4 protein-coding genes are annotated in these 4,244 nt (G+C 60.6%); 3 read left to right on the top strand and 1 reads right to left on the bottom strand.

The features are described from left to right. Positions 1-452: 452 nt before the first annotated feature. Entirely contained in the window at positions 453-1,979 is a 1,527-nt protein-coding gene (locus tag VJS46_RS10695; protein ID WP_324060032.1) for an acyl-CoA synthetase, read from the bottom strand. 202 nt (positions 1,980-2,181) lie between these two features. Here VJS46_RS10695 and VJS46_RS10700 point away from each other — a divergent pair, with 202 nt between their 5' ends. The 3 genes from VJS46_RS10700 (at position 2,182) to VJS46_RS10710 (ending at position 4,162) form a co-directional block, all read left to right on the top strand. Then, positions 2,182-2,748 (top strand): hypothetical protein, encoded by a 567-nt coding sequence (locus tag VJS46_RS10700; protein ID WP_324060033.1) that lies wholly within the window; start codon positions 2,182-2,184, stop codon positions 2,746-2,748. Positions 2,749-3,024: 276 nt separating this feature from the next. Further along, positions 3,025-3,897 carry an OmpA family protein gene (locus tag VJS46_RS10705; RefSeq protein WP_324060034.1) on the top strand — a complete coding sequence of 291 codons (873 nt, stop codon included), beginning with the start codon at positions 3,025-3,027 and terminating at the stop codon, positions 3,895-3,897. Positions 3,898-3,946: 49 nt separating this feature from the next. After that, entirely contained in the window at positions 3,947-4,162 is a 216-nt protein-coding gene (locus VJS46_RS10710; protein ID WP_324060035.1) for a hypothetical protein, read from the top strand. Positions 4,163-4,244 lie beyond the last annotated feature (82 nt).

A 4,244-nucleotide genomic window follows, 5' to 3' on the forward strand; every position in this document is an offset into this window, starting at 1 on the left:
TTGCCGTTGGGCCTGCCGGCCCAGGAATGCGTGATGCGTTTTGTTGGGCGGAATTGCGGTGCGAAATGGGCGTGGCGCTACGAGCCAGGAAAGGATTTACGGGCACCGACGCCGTCCGGGTTCCGATTTCGCGGGCATGGACAACCGCCCCGCCACCTAGCGTGAGGCCCAACGACACGACTGCGGCGGCTGTCGTCCAACGGGAATTCCGGATCAAATTCTCTCTCCCAACCTTGGCGGTCAATTCGCTTGTCAGTGAAATAATGAAAAGTCATTACTTCTGGAGGGGGGCTTCCGCAAGAAAAATTTGCAGCAGAAGGGGCTGAGGGCGTTGCGCATGGGGACGAAATATATTGGATGATCGGTCGGCAGCTATTTCCGGTTATATGCTCCGAAGCGGACCGAGCAAAATGTCCCAGCCCTTGCCGATTAACTTCCCGCAATTGCCGCCATTATGAAGGCGGCCTATCCGAAAAAGCTTGCGCTGAAGCGGCGCTGAGCAGCGGCTTCAGCTCGGGCTTGGTCACCTTGCCCATGGCGTTGCGGGGCAAGCTGTCGACGAAACGGATGAGCCGCGGAATCTTGTAGGCGGACAATTGCTGCGCGGACCAGCCAATGATCTCCTCGGGGTCCGCCTTGTGACCCGACCGTGGCACGATGAAGGCTGCCACGACTTCGCCCCAGGTTGCATCGTCGATCCCGATAACGGCGACCTCCGCGATAGCGGGATGGGCGAGCAACACCGCCTCGATTTCAAGCGCCGACAATTTATAGCCGCCCGACTTGATGATATCGATCGAGGTCCGCCCCATGATCCGGTAATAGCCCTGTTCGATTACCGCCATGTCGCCGGTGCAGAACCAGCCGTCGCGGAAGCTCTCCCGCGTGGACCGTTCATTGTCCCAATATTCGAGGAAAACATTGGCTCCCTTGACGCGGATCTCGCCTGGTTGCCCTTCTTCGGTGATGAGTTGCTCATCCTCGCCGTAGAGACGCACCTCGACCCCCGGCAAGGGCTGGCCGACATGCCCCGCCCGCCGTTCGCCATGAAGGGGGTTGGACAGGGCCATGCCGATCTCGGTCATGCCGTAGCGTTCGAGCAGCACCTGGCCGGTGCGCGCGCGCCACTGCTCGAACAATGGAACCGGACAGGCCGCTGAGCCGGACACGTTCAGGCGCATGGCGGCAAAGCCGTCGCAGACGCTTTTCGCTTCACCCTTTTCCAGGCGGTCGAGCTGGTCGAGCAGCTTCACATAGATGGTCGGCACCGCCATGAAGACCGAATAGTCGCCCGCCGCGACATGGGCGGCGATGGCGGGTGCGTCGAATCGAGGAAAGAGATGCACCGTCGCGCCCGCCCAAAGGGCGCAGCTCAGTACGTTGATAATGCCATGGACATGATGCAGCGGCAGGAACAGGGGAATCTTGTCGCTGTCCGACCAGCCCCAGGCGTCTAGAAGCACGGTGATCTGCGCCCGGATGTTGCCATGGGTGGTTACCACGCCCTTGGGCTTGCTGGTGGTTCCGCTGGTGAAGACCATCATCGCGCGGCGGTCATCGGCAATATCCGGCAGGACGCCTGCTTCACCGGCCATGAGTTCGTCCGGCTGTAACAGACGAATGCTCAGTTTTGCGCACAATTCGCCCAGCATGGCGTGATGCTCACTTTGGGTGATGAGCCGGGTCACGCGCGCGCAACGGAGGTAATGATCCAGTTCGGCAACGGTCGCGGCGACATTGAGGGGAACGGCGATTCCGCCTGCACGCCAGACGGCGTGCATCACCGCGACATAGTCGGTGCTGGCGGGCAGGAAGAAGGCAATGCGTTCCTCCTCCAGATCCTCCTTGCTGCCCAGCAATCCGGTAGCAAGGCGGTTCGCAAGGCCGTTGAGCGCACCATAAGTCACGCGGCGCTCACCATCGATCAAGGCGGTCCGGTCATTATCCCCCTGCAAAAGCGGGAAGCGGTCTGTCGACATGATCCTCTCGTCTCGGATAAATTGTGAAAGCAGCCTCGTTCATAGAGGCGCGCCGCACACGCGGCAATGATACGGGCCATGGACCAAGCGAATCTGGCCGGACAATGGCGAGATCGCTGCGTCACTCTCTGTTTTCGGCAACGGGTTGCCAGCCGCCCGATGTTGGAAGGTGGGCAGGAGGAAGGGGGAGCAGTCGGGTCAGTTGGTCAACTATTCTCAATTCGGTGCCGCCATCGACGTTAGCCATAAGACCGGCCAGCGCTATGTCGGGCTGCTGGAGCAGGCCTTCAAGGACGACGCCCTGGACTTCTCCTGCGACCTTCTTTCACCAGACCGGCTCATGGTCTGCGCCATTCTGGCGCGCAGATATGGGGCTGCCGCAGAGCAGCGGGACAGCGCGAGCCCGGCCGTGATGTTGGGCGGCGCCGGTACATCGGCTAAGGCTCCGAGGAGCAGGGGAAGGGCGCCCTTGTCGTCGAGCGTTTCGATTTGGGCAACACGACTCGATCAGGGGTTCGCATCGATCATGGGTGAGCTTTGCCCAATCGCGCGCATTGCCCGGCCAGATGGAGCATTTGTCCGGTCCTCACCCATGACCATCCAGCCCGGCCAAAGCGACGCGAAGACGGCACCAAATGAATGTTTCGGAAGGATAAAAAGTAGACTGTTGAATTTTGCCTGTGGCCTCACCCTTGCGCTATTCGAAAGCAAATGGCTGTCAATTGAGATAATGGCTCCAAAATCTATTGGGCAACTCTTCCACAGATGAATGTTCGTTTGCGCGGCGAGGTCTGCATCCGTTCGTCGCACGATGCGCTCCAATTGTCCGCACAACCATCGGTGTGACCCGGCCTGTTCATGTAGCAGAAAGGTTAATCTGAACAGGCAGAATATCCATGGCGCTCATCCGCAGCGCCATGCCGGACATTTTACGAAGGTAGATGGAGGGGTTCTGACAGCTGAATACGCCATCTCGCGGGCGGCAGTCGGACGAGAAGCTGCAGCCATGCAGGCCCGACTGGTCGAATTTTGAAGGAGTAGCGTGATGAGTGTCATTTCCAAAAGCCCAAAATTTCTCTTAATGCTTGCCCTGCTTTCCGGGGCAGCGCCCGGCAGCCTGTCGGCGCAGACGCAGGAGCCGCCTGCGGCCGACGTCTCGGCGACCTTCTCCGGCCCGGCTCCGTCCGAGATGACCCCAGGCCCTGAAATCAAGGGCATCATCTCGGCGCGCAGCGGCGACAAGATGCAGGTCACAACCGCCGATGGCACCAAGTCCGTGATCGTCATCAACGACGCCACCAAGATCAGCGCCAGCAAGGGCTTTTTCGGCCTCAACCGCAGCAGGCTCGCCGCAACCTCGCTGCTCAACGGCGTGCCCGTGAGCGTCAAGACCTTGCAATCGGGCGGCGGCCTGGTGGCGAGCCGGATCAATCTCCAGAACAAGGATCTCAGGACCGCGTCGATGATCCATAACGGCACCGAACAGGGCTTTGCCGAACAGACGGCGGCAACGGCCGCGCTGCGCGGTCGCCTGGGTGAGATCGACCAGTATAATATCAAAAGCACGACGAACGTGAATTTCGACACGGGCAAGGCTGTGCTGTCCGCCCAGGCGAAAAACGACCTCTGCGCGGCGGCAACCGCTGCCGAGGGGATGAGCAACGCCCTGCTGCTGGTTGTCGGTTACACCGATTCTACGGGTGACTATGAATATAACCAGGTGTTGAGCGAAAAGCGCGCCGGTCGCGTCATCAATTACCTGCAGCAGGCTTGCGGCTGGAAGCCCTATCGCATGTTGACCCCCACCGGGATGTCCGAAGCGGACCCTGTGGCCGACAATAGCACCGCCGAAGGCAAGGCGCAGAACCGCCGCGTTGCGGTGAATATCCTGGTTAGCAAGGCTGTCGACGGTCTGTGAGACGCGCGCGGGGTGGGCTTGGCCCACCCCCGGTTCTCTCGGCGCGACGTTGACCATCGGGTCGACCCGCGACCGGCTGCTTCGCGTCCTTGACATAGCTCCTGAGAAGACGGGCGCCGATTTCGATGCCGTATTCGAGAATATCGGCGGCAAGGAAGCGCATGTGGGGGAGACCATGGTGAAGGCGGGGAGCGTCGTCGTCCAGCGCGGCACCGCCGGGCCTTATCGCCACGGCACGGGCCGACGCCATATTGACGAACCCTGAAGCAAGCGACGGTAATTAGAGTAGGATGACTTTACCTTGATCCGTTCGTTTCGAGCGAAGTCGAGAAACGGAAGCGCAGTTC

The sequence above is a fragment of the Rhizorhapis sp. genome, from assembly GCF_035276005.1.
Taxonomy (GTDB): domain Bacteria; phylum Pseudomonadota; class Alphaproteobacteria; order Sphingomonadales; family Sphingomonadaceae; genus Rhizorhapis.

What these genes read in the sequence shown, in the direction of transcription:
- VJS46_RS10695 (WP_324060032.1), bottom strand. Translation starts at nt 1,979, where the DNA reads ATGTCGACAGACCGCTTCCCGCTTTTGCAGGGGGATAATGACCGGACC.
- VJS46_RS10705 (WP_324060034.1), top strand. Translation starts at nt 3,025, where the DNA reads ATGAGTGTCATTTCCAAAAGCCCAAAATTTCTCTTAATGCTTGCCCTG.